The sequence below is a fragment of the Nocardia cyriacigeorgica genome, from assembly GCF_010868145.1.
GTDB lineage: Bacteria > Actinomycetota > Actinomycetes > Mycobacteriales > Mycobacteriaceae > Nocardia > Nocardia cyriacigeorgica_D.
This window is the reverse complement of record NZ_JAAGUY010000003.1, coordinates 159,938-176,791: the sequence shown is the minus strand read 5'-3', so window position 1 is coordinate 176,791 and position 16,854 is coordinate 159,938. Positions and strand designations below refer to the sequence as shown.

The window sequence follows — 16,854 nt, the reverse complement described above, 5'->3', positions numbered from 1 at the left end:
GGCTGCGACGCGCACACCCGGCCGGTATCCCCTTGGATACGGCGACGCGGAGGCGGTCATCGATCGAAGCCCTCCGGCGGTTGACCACCGGCCGAAAGGCCACTACCGAAGACCGACGCCACGGGGACGGGTGCATACGGCTGTGTTGTCGTGCAGGGGTGATTTCTCCCCCGGGCACGAAAAAGCCAACGGGGAGATTGTAAGCTCCCCGTTGGCCGGGTCGTCTACTGCCTTGCCGAAACCGCGTGTCGTCGCGGTGGCAGGGCGGAGGACGCGAAGATCAGCGACGCAGACCGAGACGCTCGATCAAGGTGCGGTAGCGCGCGATGTCCTTGTCGGCAAGGTACTTCGACAGACGCTTGCGACGACCGATCAGCGCCATCAGACCGTGGCGGGTGTGGTGGTCGTGCTTGTGCTTCTTGAGGTGCTCGGTGATGTCGGCGATGCGCTTGGACAGCAGCGCGATCTGCGCCTCCGGCGAACCGGTGTCGGTCTCGTGCAGGCCGTAATCGGCGAGAATCGCCTTCTTCTGCTCGGTGGTCAACGCCATGGGGCATCCACTCCTGTTTCTCAGTTCCGCGCTCGAGGATCCGGCGAACCGGTTGGGATGCCACCGCGGACCGCAGCAAACCCGAGGATCCACCCTACCGGACCGCGCGCGACGGACCGAATCGCGGGGTCAGCGCGGTTGAGGCGCTCAGGCGTCGGCGCCGCCGAGGACCTTGCGTGCCCCGGCGACATCGCGGCCCATGGCCGCGATGAGCTCGTCCAGCGAATCGAACTTCTGCATACCGCGCAGATGCTCGACGAAGTCGACGGCCACATGCTGGCCGTAGAGGTCGGCTTCACCATCGAGCACATAGGCCTCGACGGTGCGGGCGCGTCCGGAGAAGGTGGGGTTGGTGCCGACCGAGATCGCGGCCATGGCGCGTTCACCGGGGGTGACGGTGCCGATGGTCGGTCCGGGGCCGAGCACGGTGAACCAACCCGCGTATACCCCGTCGGCGGGGATGGCGGCGTGCATGGGCGGCGCGACATTGGCCGTGGGGAATCCGAGCTCGCGGCCGCGGCCGTCGCCGTGCACCACGACGCCCTCGACCCGGTGCGGGCGCCCGAGCGCTTCAGCGGCGGCGGCCATATCGCCTGCGTCGACACAGGCACGGATGTAGGTGGAGGAGAAGGTGACCGCATGCTCACCCAGCAGCGTCACCCCGTCGACCTCGAACCCGAAACGGTGGCCGAGTTCGCGCATGGTCTCGACGGTGCCCGCGGCTTTCTTCCCGAAGGTGAAGTTGTCACCGACCACGACCTCGGCCACGTGCAGCCGCTCGACCAGCAGGTCGTGCACATAGCGGCCAGGGGGCAGCTTCATGAATTCGTGGGTGAACGGCATGACGCAGAAGACGTCGACGCCGAGTTCCTCGGCGAGTTCGGCGCGACGGGTCAACGTGGTCAGCTGCGCGGGATGCGAGCCGGGACGGACCACTTCCATCGGATGCGGATCGAAGGTCATCAGCACCGCCGGAACCCCGCGTGCGGCAGCGGACTTGACGGCCCGACTGATCAGCTGCGCGTGCCCACGGTGGACACCGTCGAACACGCCGATCGTGAGCACGCACCGGCCCCAGTCCGCGGGGACGTCGTCGAGACTTCGCCATCTCTGCACAGTGCGCAGCCTACGCAAATCAGGTGTCGAACAGTATTCCGGCATGCTGATCGCACCGGCTCGATGTCGCCCCGGTGAGGGCCCGGCGAATAGCGGGTTTCCCCCGCATGGCGTGATGTGTGTATCGCTGCTCCTATGCCTAAGCTCGGAGATGTGCCCGGTAAACGAGATATCGCCACCCGACGGGAACTGGCCGACGCCGTCACCGGCAATCCCGACGCGAGCGGCGTGGATGCGACCACGATCGCACCGGTGCTGTCGTCGGTCGCCCAGGACTATTTGAAGGTCATCTGGACCGCACAGGAGTGGTCGCAGGAGAAGGTGTCGACCAAACTGCTCGCCGAGCGGATCGGGGTGTCGGCGTCCACGGTGTCCGAGGCGGTGCGCAAACTGGCCGATCAGGGTCTGGTCGAGCATGCCCGCTACGGCGCGATCACGCTCACCGAGCATGGCAGGCTGGCCGCGGTGGCGATGGTGCGCCGCCACCGGTTGATCGAGACCTTCCTGGTGAACGAGCTCGGGTACGGCTGGGACGAGGTGCACGACGAGGCCGAGGTGCTCGAGCACGCGGTCTCGGACCTGCTGATGGCGCGCATCGACGCGAAACTGGGCTATCCGGACCGCGATCCGCACGGTGATCCGATTCCGTCGGTCGACGGCGCGGTTCCCACTCCCCCGGCCCGTCAGCTCAGCGACTTCGGTGACGGCGAGGTGGGACGGGTCGCGCGGATCTCCGATTCCGATCCGGCCATGCTGCGGTATTTCGACGAGGTGGGCATTTCGCTGGACACCCCGATCACGGTGGTGGAGCGCCGTGATTTCGCGGGCACCATCGCCATCCGGGTGGGTGCCGACGATCAGCCGGTGGACTTGGGGACACCGGCCGCCGACGCGATCTGGCTGACCGCACTCTGACCATCCCGCAGGCCGCGGCACACACCGCGCTCAGCTCGCCTCCAAGTCGAGGACCCGCACGGTCTCAAGGGCTACCAGCGGTTCGCAGTGGTCGGTGAAGAGTTTGGCGACCAGTTCCCCCCGGCTGGTGACGCCGGTCTTGTCGAAGATGGATTTGACGTGGTCGCGGACGGTGTGGGGGGACAGGAAGAGCGTGGCGGCGATATCGGTGGTCGACAATCCGCGGGTGACGAGTTCGGTGACTTCGAGTTCGCGGGCGGTCAATTCGTAGGCGGCCGCGACGAGGGAGGCGACCTCCGAAGGCGCGGCCGGTGCGAGCACGAGCGCGGTGGTGCTGCTGCGTCCGTCGACGTCACGAAGGCACGATGCGTGACAGACCAGCCACCGCCCGGTCCGGGCGCGGACCCGGATCTTGGTGCTGTCACCGGTGAGCCGCGCACGAGCCGACGTACTGAGAATCCACACCGGCAGCGGTAGGTCGATACCTGACGGCGTCGACGTGATCGGGCCGGGAGGCATCTCGGCCAGCAGGTCCCGCGCCTGCTCGTTGATCGAGAGCAGGCCGCCGTCGGCGCCGAAGACCAGCAGTCCCGGCGAATCGGCCAGGTCGGTCGTTGGTAGCCCGGCCGGTTGGGCGCAGGCGCGCAGCCGGCGCGCCATCGGCGTGGACAACGAATGCACGAGCGCGAGGTCGCCGCCGTCGAATGGCGCACGTCCACGCTCCCTGAACAGGCTCAGCTGACCCCATGACTGGCCGTCGACGCGCAGCACCGCACGTAGTTCGTCGATGAAGCCGCGTGGGCGCATGAAGTTGCGGTACAGCGGGCTGAGTGTGGGCCGGTCCCCTGTCGTCGCGCGCAGGCCCGCCACTGGCACCGGGGCGAGGGCGAGATCACGGAACAGGTTCACGTGTTCGGCGAATATCTCTGATTCCCAATAGATTCCGCAGCCGCCCTCGTGCAGATTCTCCACCCGGACGGGCGCGGTGGTCAGCCCGTTCACCGGATCGGTGGCCACCCAGACCGCGGCGTCGAACGGGATGAGCCGTCGCAGCCGTTGTGAGGTGACCGCGAACAGGTCGTGCGCGTCCGCGGCATTCTCGATGCCTGCGCGCAACGCGTCGGCCATGTGCCGGGTGGGGGCGGTCATGGGCTCCATCCTGTCGCCCGGTCCGTGCACCCGCCATCCCACATATGGGGGGAACGCCATCGGGTCTCGGCGACATTCCCCGCAAACGCGGGATATCGCCGGGGCCAGGCTCCGGTGACGCTGATCGTGTTCGCCACACGGAGGAGAAACCCATGCATCTCGGCATCATCGGCGCAGGAGCCGCGGCGGTCGGTCTGATCGACGCGCTCGCCTCGACGGAGACGCCGCCGGACAGCGTCACCGTCTTCGACGGCTCGTCCGCGGTCTGGCGCGGGCGTGCCTATCAGCCGGACGCGGCGTCCGTGCGCGTCAACGCTCCGCCCGCCATCATGTCGGTGCGGGCAGGCGATCGCACACACTACGAACACTGGCTGCGGGAGCGCCACGGCGACGATACGAAGTTCCTCGATGACGGGCTCGGCGTCACGCTGGTTCCGCGCGGAGTGTACGGCGACTACCTCGAGCAGACCGCGACCGCCGCACTCGCCCGGCTGCGCTCCCGCGGGGTCCGGGTCAGCATTGTGAACGACCACGTCAGCGCATCTACCGGGGAGGACGGGACCGTCCTGCGGACCGCGAGCGGGAGCCTGCATCCCGTGGACAAGGCGGTGCTGTGCGTTGGCAGCGGACGACCACGTGATCACTATGGATTGACCGGCATTCCCGGTTATGTCGGTGAGCCGTACCCATTGACCGCGACCCTGGCCGACATTCCCACCGACTCCCATATCGCCGTGCTCGGTAGCGGACTCACCGCGGTCGACATCGCCGTCACCTTGGCCGCACGCGGCCACACCGGTCCGATCAGCCTGGTCTCACGGAGTGGAGCGTTACCCGACGTGCAGCAGCGGCCGGTGCCCTTGACTCCGGCTCACCTCACCCCGGCGCGGGTGCTGGATCTGCTCGACGACACGCTCACCTTCGACCGCTTGGTGGCGCTCATGCGTGCCGAGCTGGCCGATCTCGGCCAGGATTTCGACTCGTTCGCCGCGGAGTTGCTCGATGCCGGGCGCGAGGATCCACTCGTGCGGCTGCGCCGGCAAGTGGCGCAGATCGATTCGCCGCATCTGGGGCGGCGGTTGCTGGTCATGGCGATCCGCACCGTCGGCCCGATCGCCTGGCCACGGCTCGCCGACGCCGACCGGACGATGTTGCGTACCACGTACTTCCGGACCATCGCGGGCCTCAGCTCGCCGATGGTCCCGTTGAATGCGCGAATCTTGCTACGGCTGCTGGATTCCGGCCAGGTCAGGCTGCGTTCCGGTGTCACCAAGGTGGCGGCCAGGTCTGGCGGCGGGTTCACGGTGCACGACAGCGAAGAATGGGCCGCAGAGCATGTATTCAATGCGGTCAATCCGTCTGCGGGCACAACAGCGCAGGACGCCGAATCTCTCGTCGGCGGGCTACTCGCCGACGGCGCCGCCGAGCTCGGCGCGGACGGCGGGCTCCGAACCGACTACCGCACGGGCGCGCTTGTGGTGGCCGGGCGGCCGAGCCCGGTCTGGTCGGTGCTCGGCAACCTTGCCGCCGAGTCGATGTTCATCGCGACCAATCCGCCGGGCTTGGCCGCCGAAGCTGCCGCGCTGGCGGGCCATCTCACACGGAGCTGAATCCGGGATGGGGTCAGCGCCGTGTTCGGGCCCGCCACTCCCGTGCCGGCCCGAACTCGGCGCCGCTCTCACCGCTGGCCTACAGATCGCGCCCGCTGCCCGGTATCGCCACAGCCGCTTCGGCCGCGATGGCCGAGCCGAGTTCGGCCGTCGTCGAGGTGCCGCCGAGATCGGGCGTCAGCACCGCGCCGGCGCCGAGCACCTCGCACACCGCGGCATCCACCGCCGCGGCCGCCGACCGCTCCCCCAATTGTTCGAGCATCATCGCCGCGGCCAGGATCTGCGCGACCGGGTTGGCGATGCCCTGCCCGGCGATATCGGGCGCGCTGCCGTGGACGGCTTCGAACATCGAGGGCGCCGTGCGGTCGGGATTGATATTGCCCGAGGGCGCAAGCCCCAGACCGCCGGTGACCGCAGCCGCCAGGTCGGACAGGATGTCGCCGAACAGGTTCGACCCGACGATGACGTCGAGCCGGTCCGGATGCAACACGATCTCCGCCGCGAGGGCATCGACGTGCATAGGCCGCAGCGCCACCTCCGGGTAGTCCGCGGCGACCTGTTCGACGATGCTGTCCCAGTACGGCATCGAATGGATGAGCCCATTGGATTTGGTCGCCGAGCACAGCTGCCCGCGCCGTTCACGGGCCCGGTCGAAGGCGTAGCGGATGATGCGTTCGCAGCCGACTCGGGTGAATACCGATTCCTGGAGCACGAATTCACCGGGACGACCAGGATTGTGCATGCCACCGATCTCGGAGTACTCACCTTCGGAGTTCTCCCGGACGATGAGCAGGTCCAGATCGGCGGCGGTGCGGTCACGCAAAGCCGAGGTGGTGCCGGGTAGCAGCCGCACCGGTCGCAGGTTGACGTACTGACCGAATGCGCGGCGCAGCGGAATCAGCAGCCCCCACAACGAAATATGGTCGGGCACACCAGGAAAGCCCACGGCGCCGAGCAGGATCGCGTCGAAGCCCGCCAGCTGTTCGACACCGTCGGCGGGCATCATCGCGCCGGTGCGCAGGTACTGCTCACAGGACCAGTCGAATTCGGTCCAGGTGACGCCGGGCAGGACGGCATCAACCACCTTGACCGCTTCGGCTGTGACGTCGACGCCGATGCCGTCGCCGGGGATGGTCGCGATCCGGTGGGTCACAGGTCGACTCCGATGTATTTGGTTTCCAGGAATTCGTCGATGCCGCAGGTACCGCCCTCGCGGCCGAGACCGGATTCCTTGACGCCGCCGAACGGAGCCGCCGGATCCGACACCACCCCACGATTGAGCCCGACCATACCGGTCTCCAGCGCCTCGCACACTCGCAGACCGCGCCGCAGGTTCTCGGTGAACACGTAGCCGACCAGTCCGTACGGTGTGTCGTTCGCGCGGGCCAGAGCTTCGTCTTCGGTGTCGAAGGTGGAGATCGCCGCGACCGGGCCGAAGATTTCGGTGCGGGTCAGAAGGGCGTCGTCGCTGACGCCGGTCAGGACGGTCGCCGGGTAGAAGTTGCCGGGCCCTTCGATCGGCACACCGCCGGTGTGGACGGTGGCGCCGCGCGTGACGGCATCGGCCACCAGTGTCTGCACTTTCGCCACCGCGGCGGCGTCGACCAGCGGGCCGACCACAACGCCGGGCTCGGTGCCGGGGCCCATCGGCAGCGCCGCCATGCGCGCGGCCAGCCGGTCGGCGAACGCGGTGGCGATATCGCGGTGCACCAGAAACCGATTCGCGGCCGTACAGGCCTGGCCGATATTGCGCATCTTCGCGGCCATCGCGCCCTCGACCGCCGCGTCGAGGTCGGCATCGTCGAACACCAGGAACGCGGCATTGCCGCCGAGCTCCATGGAGGTGCGCATGACGGTGTGCGCGCACTGTTCCAGCAGCTTCTTGCCGACGGCCGTCGACCCGGTGAACGACAGTTTCCGCGAGCGGCTGTCACGAATCATCGGCTCCATCACCCCGCCGGGATCGGAGGTCGTGACGACGTTGACCACGCCGTCGGGCAGCCCCGCCCGGCGCAGGATCTCAGCGAGGGCCAGTGTCGACAGCGGCGTCTGCGCGGCCGGTTTGATCACGCAGGTGCAGCCGGCGGCCAGCGCGGGGCCGATCTTGCGGGTCCCCATGGCCATCGGGAAATTCCACGGCGTGATGAGCAGACTTGGGCCGACCGGCTGTCGGGTGACCAGGAACCGGGAACCACCGCGAGGCGCCTGCCGGTAGCCGCCCTCGATCCGGACGGCTTCTTCGGCAAACCAGCGGAAGAACTCTGCGGCATAAGCGATCTCGCCGCGCGCTTCGGCCAGAGGTTTGCCCATCTCCAAGGTCATGACGAGGGCGAGGCGCTCGGTGTCGTCGAGCAGGGCGCGGTGGGCGCGCATGAGCAGTTCGGCGCGTTCGCGGGCCGGCGTGCGTGCCCAGTCGGGCTGGGCGGCCGCGGCGGCGGACAGCGCATCGAGACCGTCGGCAGGTGCAGCGTCGGCGACCGTGCACAGGACCTCATCGGTGGCGGGGTTCGTGACGGCCAGTGCCGCGGCGGTATCGCGCCATCGTCCACCGATGAACAGGCCGGTCGGCACGGAGGCTATGGCGGATCGTTGCGCCTGGTCGGTTCTGTTCTCGGTGAGCATCGACGCGAACTCCCTCGCTCGGGCGGTGTGAATCGGCGCGGATGAGGCCGCCGAAGGCATTGCTGCGACCCCCGGCACCATGTTATGCATATTGTTGACAATCCTACAACCCGACGATCATCGGTAGCGGGATCGCCCGCACGCCCCGGGAGGCGGAGCACCATGACCGAGTTATCGCCCATCCTCAAACAAGCCACTCCGGTGACCGTCGACCACGGCGCGGGCTGTTATCTCTACGACACCGACGGCCGCCGCTATCTGGACTTCACCGCCGGTATCGGGGTCACCAGCACCGGCCACTGTCACCCACACGTGGTGGCGGCCGCACAGGCCCAGGTCTCGCGGCTCATCCACGGCCAGTACACGACGGTCATGCACCGCCCGCTGCTCGAACTCACCGAGCGGCTGGGGACCGTCCTGCCAGCGGGCCTGGATTCGCTGTTCTTCGCCAATTCCGGCAGTGAGGCGGTCGAGGCAGCGTTGCGGCTGGCCCGGCAGGCCACCGGGCGCCCAAATGTCATCGTCTTCCACGGCGGATTCCACGGCCGCACCGTCGCCGCGGCCTCCATGACGACCTCGGGCACGCGGTTCTCCGCGGGGTTCAGCCCGTTGATGGCGGGCGTGCACGTGGCGCCGTTCCCGACGGCCTACCGCTACGGCTGGACCGAAGAGGAGGCCACGACCTTCGCGCTGCGCGAACTGGACTACATTCTCGCGACCCTCACCTCGCCTGCGGAGACCGCGGCATTCATCGTCGAGCCGGTCCTCGGCGAGGGCGGATACGTCCCCGGCAACCGGACCTTCTTCGGTGGCCTGCGCGAACGCGCCGACCGACACGGCATTGTGCTCGTGTTCGACGAGATCCAGACTGGGTTCGGCCGGACCGGAAAGTTCTTCGGTCACCAGCACTTCGACGTCCGGCCCGATGTCATCACCATCGCCAAGGGGCTGGCGAGCGGATTCCCGCTCTCGGGGATCGCCGCATCACACGAATTGATGGCCAAGGCGTGGCCGGGGTCGCAGGGCGGCACCTACGGCGGCAATGCCGTGGCCTGCGCCGCCGCTATCGCCACCCTGGAGGTCATCGAATCGGAGGGGCTCGTACAGAACGCGGCCGCGCGTGGCGATCAGCTGCTGGCCGGGATGCGCGACTGCGACAGCAAAGCGATCGGCGACGTGCGCGGGCTCGGGCTGCTGGTCGGCGCGGAATTCACCACAGCGGCAGGCGAACCCGATCGTGAGACCGCCACCCTGGCCCAGCGGCTCGCGGTCGAGAAGGGGCTGTTGCTGCTCACCTGCGGTGCGCATATGAACGTGGTGCGGATGATCCCGCCGCTGGTAGTGAGCGAGGCGCAGGTCGAGGACGCACTGGCGATCTGGGCGCAGGTCCTCGCCGAACTCCCCGGCCCCACCCAGCCGTAGCGCGATCAGGAAGCAGGCCCCATGGACCGATACATCGCCATCACCCTCACCAAGGCAGGCGTGACCTGCCGGGCCCGACTGCTCGATGCCGAGGCACCACACACCTGCGCCGCGGTCTGGGACGCACTACCCCAGATCGGCGACGCCTACCACGCCAAGTACGCCCGCAACGAGGTCTACACCCTGGTACCGCGCATCACGGCCGCGCCACATCGGGAGAACCCGACCGTCACCCCCATTCCTGGCGACGTATGCCTGTTCGATTTCGAGCCGTGGGAAATCGGCAATCCCGCCTACGGTTACGAGCCAGGCTCCGCCGCACACCACGGCCAGGGCGCCACCGATCTGGCCATCTTCTACGGCCGCAACAATCTGCTGATCAACGGCGATCTCGGCTGGGTCCCCGGCAACGTCTTCGCCACCATCGAAGACGGACTCGCCGACATGGCCGCCGCCTGCAACGACCTGTGGCGCTACGGAGTGGAGGGCGAGACCCTCGCGTTCGACAGGGCATAGTCGACGGGCTCGGATAGTTCGGCCAGACGCACGCCGAACGCGTTCGGCCGGGCCATCCGAGCCGAATCCTCAGGAACCCAGCACGTATTCGGCGTAGCGGGCCACCGCGAGCACCAGGTCATCGGAATGCCGTGGCCCGACGATCTGCATGCCGACCGGCAGCCCGGCCGCTGTCGTTCCCACCGGGATGCTGATGGCGGGTTGCTGACTCAGGTTGAACGGATAGGTGAACGGCGTCCACTGCGGCCAGCTGGTCAGGCCACTGTCCGGCGGGACATCGTGGCCTGCGGGGAAGGCGGCGATCGGCATGGTCGGGGTGATCAGCACGTCGTAGGCGGTGTGGAACAGCCCCATGGCGATGCCGATACCGGCGGCGATCTCACGGGCGGCGAGATAGTCGACGCCGCTGACGGATTCGCCGCGCTCCCACACATGCCGAAGTCCGGGGTCGACCTGTTCGCGGGCGCCCGGCGGGAACGAGGCGAGCATGGCAGCAGCGCCCACCGCCCACAACAGCTCGAATGCCTCCCGGGGATCTTCGAAGCGGGGATCGGCGGGCACCACCCGCAATTCGGCATCGCCGAGCCGGGTGACCGCCCGCTCGACGATCGCCGCCACCTCCGGGTCGACCTCGGCGAACCCGAGCGTCGGCGACCAGGCCACGGAGATACCACGCACGTCGCGCTGCATCTGACTGCGGAAAGTCGTCAACGTGGGCGCGAGTGCGGTGGGGTCGCGGGGATCGGGCAACGACAGGATGTCCATCAGCAGGGCGGCATCCTCTACTGTGCGCGCCATCGGACCGGCGTGGGCGAGCGGACCGAACGGGCTGGCCGGGTACAGCGGAATGCGCCCGTGCGTCGGCTTGAAGCCGACGATGCCGCAGAACGCCGCCGGAATACGGACACTGCCGCCGCCGTCGGTACCGACCGACACCGGCCCGAATCCTGCCGCGACCGCAGCGGCACTACCGCCGGACGAACCGCCCGCGGTGAGCGCGGGATCGACCGGATTGCGGGTGATGCCGGTCAGTCGGCTGTCGGTCACCGCCTTCCACGCGATCTCGGGTGTGGTGGTCTTACCGAGCAGCACCATCCCGTCCTCGCGGACGCGGGCGGCCACCGGGCTGTCCACGGGCCACGGACCGGCCGGGTCAATGGAGGTGGAGCCGCGCCGGGTCGGCCAGCCCTCGGTCAGGAAGACGTCCTTGATCGAGATGGGCACGCCGTCGAGCAGCCCGCGGGCGTGACCCGCCTGCCAGCGAGCCTCCGATTCCTTCGCCTGCACGAGCGCCCGATCCGGATCCACCAGGCAATAGGAGTTCACCGTATCGTCGCGTTCGGAAATGGCGGCCAGAATCGACTCGGTCGCCTCCACCGGCGACAAGGCGCCAGCGGTATAGGCGGAGACCAACTCCACCGCCGACATCGCGGCGGGGTCGGTGGGACGGTTGATGTCGGGGTAGCTCATTGCTTGGCCCTCCTTCAGCCGGGCACGTACCCCAGCGTCTTATCGACCACGTTGTCCAACGGACGACCATCCATCCACCGATCGAAATTGTCGGAGAATGCCCGGACGACCTCGGTACGCCAACCGACGACGTCGCCCGAATTGTGCGGAGTGATCTGCACGTTCGGCATATCCCACAGCGGATGTCCCGGCGGCAGCGGCTCCGGGTCCACCACGTCCAGCGCCGCACCGGCGATCGTCGCGTTGCCGAGGGCGGTCACCAGATCGTCGGTAACCACGAGTTCCCCGCGTCCGACGTTGACAAACCTCGCATGCGGTTTCATCGCGGCGAAGGCCCTGGCGTCGAACATATTCCGGGTGAGCTCGGTCAGTGGCGCGATCGCGATGACGTAATCGGCCCACGGCAGTTCCGCGTGCAAGTCGACCCCGATGGTTCCGAAGTCCGGATCGTCGTCGTGCGCTCGCCGGCCCACCCCGCGCACCCGCATGCCCACCGCACGCAGCACGCGTGCGATGGTGCGACCGATGGCGCCGGTGCCGACGATCAGCACGGTGGCTCCAGCGATGCGCTCGGACTCGCGGTGCTGCCAGGTGTGGCGCTGCTGCAACCGGACCGATTCCGGCAGATCCTTGGCGAAGGCGAGGATCTGACCGAGAACGTATTCGGCGATGGCCGCGTCGAAGACGCCACGGGTATTGGTGACCACCACCTCGCTCGCTCTCAGCTCGGGAAACATCACCGGATCCACTCCGGTCGCACCCATATGCAGCCAGCGCAGCCGGTCGGCCGCATGCCACGCGCCGGGCAGCGCCTGGGACAGGAAGTCGTAGACGAACAATGCCTCCGCCCCGTGCAGTGCCTCGGCCAGCCCGGATGCCTCCGTGTAGCGCACAGTGGCCCGGGCACTCACCCGGGCCATCAGTTCCGAGTCGGGCACACTGTCACTGTGCAGGACGGCGACAACTGGGCCCTCTTTCACATTGACACAGTAAGATCACATCGTATGATTGTCAACAATCCGATCGTGTTCGGAGGTCTTCCCGGCTGAGCGCGAGAGGGGCCGAAGTGGAACTCAGTTTCCCCGATATCGAGGGCCCCGTCGCGCAACGTGGCATCGGAATCATCGCGCCGTTCGACCTCGCACTCGAACGCGAACTCTGGCGCTGGGCACCCCTCGAAGTCAGCCTGCATCTGGCCCGCACCCCCTACGAGCCGGTCCCGGTCTCGCTGGCCATGGCCGAATTGGTGTCCAACCCAGCGCATCTGACCGCCGCCACCCGCGACGTGCTACATGTGGAACCCGAAGTCGTTGCCTACCTGTGCACTTCGGGCAGTTTCATCAAGGGCCTCGCCCATGAGCGGTCGCTGCGGGAGATCATCTGCCGAGCAGGCGCGCAGGACGCGGTCACCACCTCGGGCGCACTGGTGGAGGCGATCGGCCATCTCGGCATCTCCCGGATCTCGGTCATCACTCCCTACGACGAGGTCCTGACCCACCGACTGCACGAGTTCCTCGGTGAAGCGGGTTGCGGGGTGGTGCGCTCGGATCACCTCGGGCTCGGCGGTGGGATCTGGAAGGTCAACTACCGCACCATCGCCGAGCGGATCTTCGGCGCCGACCACGCCGATGCCGAGGCGATCTTCGTCAGCTGCACCAATCTGCCGACCTACGACATCATCGAACCGCTCGAGATGGCGCTCGGCAAACCGGTCCTGACCGCGAACCAACTCACCATGTGGGCCTGCCTCGGCCGGATGAAGCTGCCGATGATGGGCCCTGGGAAGTGGCTGCTGGATGTGTTCTGAACCGGGATTCCCCGCACGAGAAAGGTCGACGATGGACGCGCCAACCATAGGTTTCATCTACCCCGACCATGCCGCCGAGGACGACTACGCCCTGGCCGCCGCCGCGCTCGGCATCCAGCTCGAGGTCGCGCACATCTACGGCACCGATCTGCACGCGGTGCCCGAACTGCTGGATCTGGGCAGTCCGGACAAACTGCGCCATGGAGCGCGGCTGCTCGCCCCGCATCGGCCCGCCGCGGTGGTGTGGGCGTGTACCTCGGGCAGTTTCGTGTTCGGACCCGAGGGCGCGCGCGACCAGGTCCGGCAGTTGTCCGCCGTCTCCGGAGTACCCGCATCGAGCACAAGCATCGCGTTCGTCGAGGCGGCGCGGGCGTTGTCGGTGCGCACGGTCGCGGTGGCGGCCAGCTACCCGGACGAGGTGGCGCGGCTTTTCGTGGACTTCCTCGCCGACGCGGGCATCACGGTGGTCGCGATGTCGAGTGCGGGCATCGACACCGCCGCCGAGGTCGGCACCCTCACCCCCGAGCAGGTCCTCGACCTGGCCGTCGGCAACGATCATCCCGACGCACAGGCGCTGCTGATTCCCGACACCGCCATGCACACCCTCGCCGTGCTGCCCCGACTGGAAGAGGCGCTGGGCAAACCGGTGCTCACCGCGAACCAGGTCACCGTGTGGGAAGGGCTCCGACTGAGCGCCGCCCGCGGCGATAGCACCGATTTCGGTGCACTGTTCACCGGCACGTCCCGGTCAGGCCCGGAGGAGGCAGCGTGCATGACCACGTAGGGCCCCGGGTCGCGCCTGATTCCATACCGAAAGGTCGTCACACCATGCCCGTCGTTGATTTCGAGCCGGTGAACCGGCAGTCGACCGCCGAAATGATCGCCGACCGGCTGCGGGAGGCGATCATGCGCGGTGGCCTGGCACCAGGCGATCAGCTGGGCGAAGCCGAACTCGCGACGCGTTTCGGTGTCTCGCGCGGTCCGGTCCGCGAGGCGATGCAGCGGCTCGTCTCGGAGGGGCTGCTCACCAGCATCCGCAATCGAGGAATCTTCGTCATCGATCTCACCCTCGACGACCTCGTCGACATCTACCGCGCCAGATCCGCACTCGAGGGTGGTGCACTCACACTGATCCTCGACGGCCGCCGCGAGATCGCCTACAAGGCCTTGGAACCGAGCGTCACGGCCATGCTCGCACACGCCGAACAGAGCGACGCCACCGCGGTTTCCGATGCCGACCAGGCCTTCCACGAAGCTCTCGTCGACAGTGCGGGCAGCCCGCGGCTGGTCCGCGCCGCACGCACCCTCCTGATCGAGACCCGCATGTGCCTCGGCGCGCTCCAAACCACCTACCCCGACCTGCGCGAACAAGCCCGCGAACATATCGAGTTGCGCGAGGCGATCGGTGCGGGGCCCGCCACCACCGCGCACGCCATGCTCGCCGAGCACATGGACGATGCGGTGCGCAGGCTCCGCGACCGCTACGCCGACTGAGATCGAACGCGAGCCGAACAACACATCACCAGCCGCCGGCTCGCACCCGGATAGGTGCGCGACGGGCCCGTAGCCGTCGGCCGCCTAGCAGTCCGGGAAGTATCGCTGGAAGCGGGCGGGTACGCCGTCGGCCATCGCTCTAGACCAGCAGGTTTCGTGCGGGAACGGGACATAGCCGGTCCAGACCGTGCCGTCGTGGCGGACCAGGCGTTGGCTGTCACCGGGGACATCCCAGGAGATGATCGCCCACCGGCCGTCGCATTCGGTGACCGTGGCCGACGCGTTCGCCAGATCCGGACCGACCCCGAGATCGTGTTCGATCGTTTCCGCGACACATGATGAGGGCAGCCCCTCCTCGAATCGCAATGTCCCGGCAACGGTTTCACCGGCACGGGTGATGAACAGACTGTGCATCCCCTCCGGTACCGGTGTGGTTCCCGGCGGCGGGTCCATACCGAAGAAGTAGCAGCCGACCGGCACCTGGAAGCTCGTCACACCGGTCGAGTCGGTGACGCCGTCGCGGCGGAGCACCTCGGTGGTCTCCCCGACGGGAATGTCGTGGCGGGCCGGATCGCAGGGCTGGACCAGCCGCACATGGACCGGTACGTCGGGCACACCGACCCCGGATAGCGTCTGGGTGCGGATGACTGCGGTGCCATACGCCGGTGGCGGATCGGCGACCGGCGGCACGCCCGGTGGTTGTTGCGCCGGTGCGGGTTCCGGCGCGGCGGGCCGCTGTCCGGGTGCCGGTGGCGAGGCGATGGACGGCCCGCGGCCGGTAGCGTCGCGTACACCGCTCGACACGGCCGGATAGGTCGTCTTCGCGCCGTTCACCGAGGTCGTCCCCGACCCGGAGGGTGCGGAACCGCCGTCGTCGCCGCAGGCCGTCAGCAGCGCCAGCGCGGCAACGACCCCGAATACCGCGTGCAAACTTTTGCGCATACGCATGGCCGCCACCTCGAGGTAGACCAGTGTTATCCGCCTATCGCAGGGATATCGCTCAGAGTTACCCCGGCTCATCCGAGTTCATCATGCCACCGCGACCGGCGCATCGACACGCCGTTCAGCTCCAGCCGCGAGCAGGAAGAACACCGGTGGCAGCACCAGTTCGATGACGGTCAACACGATTTGGAACCAGTGCGGCCATCCGTGCACCGACAGTGACACCAATCGGCCGAGGGCACCGAGGGCGAAAATCGCCGCGAGCCAGCGCACTGCGGACAGATTGATCGGTGTCTGCCGCACCGCCCAGATCCAGGCCAGGCCGTAACCGACGAAGATCGCGCCGAAGAACCGGCTCTGACTGTCGGCGGTCACGCCGTTCCACTCCATATCGGGAACCGAATCCTTGCCAAGGGCCAGGTGGTAGAAGCCGATCGCGACGCAGGAAACGCCCATCGTCCAGGTCAGCCAGGTGAGTGCGCGAGTCATGAGGACCCTCCGATCAGCATGAATTGAATCGGCATGAATTCGGTTGACGCGCAGCGCGCTCGCCACCGGCGCCTTAGTAGACGTGCGTCTACCAAGACCATACGATCGCTAGTAGACACGCGTCAACTAAGCTGAATGAATGAGTACCCGCCGCCGACTCGCCCCAGCGGAACGCCGTCGACTACTCCTGGACGCCGGCGCGCAACTGTTCGCCGAACGTCCTTACGACGCGGTGCTGATGGAGGACGTCGCCACCGCGGCGGGCGTCTCACGCGCCCTGCTCTACCGGCACTTTCCCACCAAGCGCGACCTCTTTGCGGCCGTCTACGAGCGTGCCTCCGCCGATCTGCTGGTGGCCACCGAGTTCGACACCACCACACCCCTGGCCGAACAGCTGGCCGCCGGGCTGGACGCCCACTTCGACTATTTCGAGGCCAACGCCCATTCGGTGATCGCGGCCAACAGAGTGCTGGCGACCGACCCGACCATCCAGGCGATCATCTCGGGCGAACTGGGCGAATTACGGACACGATTGCTCGATATCCTCGGCGTGCACGGCCAACTGTGTGCGGCCACGTCGGCAGTGCTGATGTCGTGGCTGACCTTCGTCCGCGTGCTGACGATCGAATGGCTGGAAAACCGCAGCCTCACCCGGGAGCAATTGCATCAGGTCAGCGTCGGCGCACTGCTCGGAGCCCTCGATCCGCTGCTGGATCTGGCGAATCACCCGCTGAACTCGCCCGGCTGACCGC

The 16,854-nt window shown here is 67.8% G+C and carries 17 protein-coding genes; 8 read left to right on the top strand and 9 right to left on the bottom strand.

What is annotated here, in order from left to right; genetic code table 11:
- Positions 1-280: 280 nt before the first annotated feature.
- Together rpsO and GV792_RS07220 are read right to left on the bottom strand one after the other, a co-directional pair.
- A complete protein-coding gene (rpsO, locus tag GV792_RS07225) occupies positions 281-550 on the bottom strand; it encodes a 30S ribosomal protein S15 (RefSeq protein ID WP_163822959.1) in 270 nt (89 codons plus the stop codon).
- A gap of 147 nt (positions 551-697) precedes the next feature.
- A complete protein-coding gene (locus GV792_RS07220) occupies positions 698-1,666 on the bottom strand; it encodes a bifunctional riboflavin kinase/FAD synthetase (RefSeq protein ID WP_175583325.1) in 969 nt (322 codons plus the stop codon).
- 135 nt (positions 1,667-1,801) lie between these two features.
- On the opposite strand from GV792_RS07220, the gene GV792_RS07215 reads away from it, so the two are divergent.
- Positions 1,802-2,581, top strand: coding sequence for a metal-dependent transcriptional regulator (locus GV792_RS07215; RefSeq protein WP_256668599.1), 780 nt, complete (start codon positions 1,802-1,804; stop codon positions 2,579-2,581).
- Between the two features lie 30 nt (positions 2,582-2,611).
- Here the strand turns inward: GV792_RS07215 and GV792_RS07210 are convergent, their stop codons facing one another.
- Positions 2,612-3,730 (bottom strand): helix-turn-helix domain-containing protein, encoded by a 1,119-nt coding sequence (locus GV792_RS07210; protein WP_163822957.1) that lies wholly within the window; start codon positions 3,728-3,730, stop codon positions 2,612-2,614.
- A gap of 152 nt (positions 3,731-3,882) precedes the next feature.
- On the opposite strand from GV792_RS07210, the gene GV792_RS07205 reads away from it, so the two are divergent.
- Positions 3,883-5,340, top strand: a complete 1,458-nt coding sequence (locus GV792_RS07205; RefSeq protein WP_163822956.1) for an FAD/NAD(P)-binding protein — start codon at positions 3,883-3,885, stop codon at positions 5,338-5,340.
- 79 nt (positions 5,341-5,419) lie between these two features.
- Here the strand turns inward: GV792_RS07205 and GV792_RS07200 are convergent, their stop codons facing one another.
- Positions 5,420-6,493, bottom strand: coding sequence for a tartrate dehydrogenase (locus GV792_RS07200; RefSeq protein WP_163822955.1), 1,074 nt, complete (start codon positions 6,491-6,493; stop codon positions 5,420-5,422).
- Positions 6,490-7,962, bottom strand: coding sequence for an NAD-dependent succinate-semialdehyde dehydrogenase (locus tag GV792_RS07195; protein WP_175582945.1), 1,473 nt, complete (start codon positions 7,960-7,962; stop codon positions 6,490-6,492). The genes GV792_RS07200 and GV792_RS07195 overlap by 4 nt, the downstream gene beginning before the upstream one ends.
- 162 nt (positions 7,963-8,124) lie before the next feature.
- On the opposite strand from GV792_RS07195, the gene GV792_RS07190 reads away from it, so the two are divergent.
- Both GV792_RS07190 and GV792_RS07185 read left to right on the top strand, forming a co-directional pair.
- On the top strand, positions 8,125-9,384 hold the full coding sequence (locus GV792_RS07190) for an aspartate aminotransferase family protein (RefSeq protein ID WP_163822954.1): 1,260 nt from the start codon (positions 8,125-8,127) through the stop codon (positions 9,382-9,384).
- Positions 9,385-9,405: 21 nt separating this feature from the next.
- Positions 9,406-9,900, top strand: a complete 495-nt coding sequence (locus GV792_RS07185) for a DUF3830 family protein (protein ID WP_163822953.1) — start codon at positions 9,406-9,408, stop codon at positions 9,898-9,900.
- 69 nt (positions 9,901-9,969) lie between these two features.
- On the opposite strand, the gene GV792_RS07180 is transcribed toward GV792_RS07185, so the two are convergent.
- Both GV792_RS07180 and GV792_RS07175 read right to left on the bottom strand, forming a co-directional pair.
- Positions 9,970-11,355: an amidase gene (locus GV792_RS07180; protein WP_309139083.1), complete on the bottom strand. Its 1,386-nt coding sequence runs from the start codon at positions 11,353-11,355 to the stop codon at positions 9,970-9,972.
- 29 nt (positions 11,356-11,384) lie between these two features.
- Positions 11,385-12,290, bottom strand: a complete 906-nt coding sequence (locus tag GV792_RS07175) for a D-2-hydroxyacid dehydrogenase (RefSeq protein WP_175584093.1) — start codon at positions 12,288-12,290, stop codon at positions 11,385-11,387.
- A 146-nt stretch (positions 12,291-12,436) separates the two neighbouring features.
- Between GV792_RS07175 and GV792_RS07170 the strand changes: the two genes are divergently transcribed.
- Genes GV792_RS07170 through GV792_RS07160 form a run of 3 tightly spaced genes read left to right on the top strand, consistent with a single transcriptional unit; the run spans position 12,437 to position 14,671 of the window.
- A complete protein-coding gene (locus GV792_RS07170; protein ID WP_163822950.1) occupies positions 12,437-13,177 on the top strand; it encodes a maleate cis-trans isomerase family protein in 741 nt (246 codons plus the stop codon).
- Positions 13,178-13,208: 31 nt separating this feature from the next.
- Positions 13,209-13,961 (top strand): maleate cis-trans isomerase family protein, encoded by a 753-nt coding sequence (locus tag GV792_RS07165; RefSeq protein WP_163822949.1) that lies wholly within the window; start codon positions 13,209-13,211, stop codon positions 13,959-13,961.
- 44 nt (positions 13,962-14,005) lie between these two features.
- The gene (locus tag GV792_RS07160) at positions 14,006-14,671 is read left to right on the top strand and encodes a GntR family transcriptional regulator (RefSeq protein WP_163822948.1); all 666 of its coding nucleotides are present in this window, start codon (positions 14,006-14,008) and stop codon (positions 14,669-14,671) included.
- An 84-nt stretch (positions 14,672-14,755) separates the two neighbouring features.
- Here the strand turns inward: GV792_RS07160 and GV792_RS07155 are convergent, their stop codons facing one another.
- Both GV792_RS07155 and GV792_RS07150 read right to left on the bottom strand, forming a co-directional pair.
- Positions 14,756-15,619 (bottom strand): hypothetical protein, encoded by an 864-nt coding sequence (locus tag GV792_RS07155; RefSeq protein WP_175584049.1) that lies wholly within the window; start codon positions 15,617-15,619, stop codon positions 14,756-14,758.
- Between the two features lie 81 nt (positions 15,620-15,700).
- Positions 15,701-16,102 carry a DUF4345 domain-containing protein gene (locus GV792_RS07150; protein ID WP_163822947.1) on the bottom strand — a complete coding sequence of 134 codons (402 nt, stop codon included), beginning with the start codon at positions 16,100-16,102 and terminating at the stop codon, positions 15,701-15,703.
- Between the two features lie 139 nt (positions 16,103-16,241).
- Between GV792_RS07150 and GV792_RS07145 the strand changes: the two genes are divergently transcribed.
- Complete coding sequence (locus GV792_RS07145) at positions 16,242-16,850, top strand: TetR/AcrR family transcriptional regulator (RefSeq protein WP_163822946.1); 609 nt, start codon at positions 16,242-16,244, stop codon at positions 16,848-16,850.
- Positions 16,851-16,854: the final 4 nt, after the last annotated feature.